Below are 318 nucleotides of genomic sequence, written 5' to 3'. Positions count from 1 at the left end.
GGAGGGTGCCGTCGATTTGAAGAATTCCTCGCGACGCGCCTGCGCAAGATCCTTCTCGGCCTGTTCGGATTGGTACCAGGTCGCCATCATCGTCATCTGTTGGGAGACGAGACCGCGCAGCTTCTGCATCTGCGCAACCTGTTGGGTCGCAATCTGGTGCCCGACCTGCAGCGCCTTCATCTGCCCGTCCGAGGTCTCCGACAGCGTGCGCAGCTGCGACATCGTCGTTTCCTCGGAGGAGAACTGATCGGCGGTGAGCCCCGCTGCCTTAAGTGTGCCGGCGATCGTGTCGCGATTGGTGGTCGACCAGGTCTGGTA

General features: G+C 61.9%; 1 protein-coding gene. It reads right to left on the bottom strand.

Features of this window, described 5'->3' with window-relative positions; genetic code table 11:
- Positions 1-318, bottom strand: a 318-nt coding sequence (gene trbJ, locus BGP85_RS12355; RefSeq protein WP_103466487.1) for a P-type conjugative transfer protein TrbJ, incomplete at both ends; no start/stop codon positions are given.

This window comes from Pseudomonas putida (genome assembly GCF_002906855.1).
Taxonomy (GTDB): Bacteria; Pseudomonadota; Gammaproteobacteria; order Pseudomonadales; family Pseudomonadaceae; genus Aquipseudomonas; species Aquipseudomonas putida_N.
Note: the sequence above shows the minus strand (reverse complement) of the source record. Positions and strands in the feature narration are given on the sequence as shown.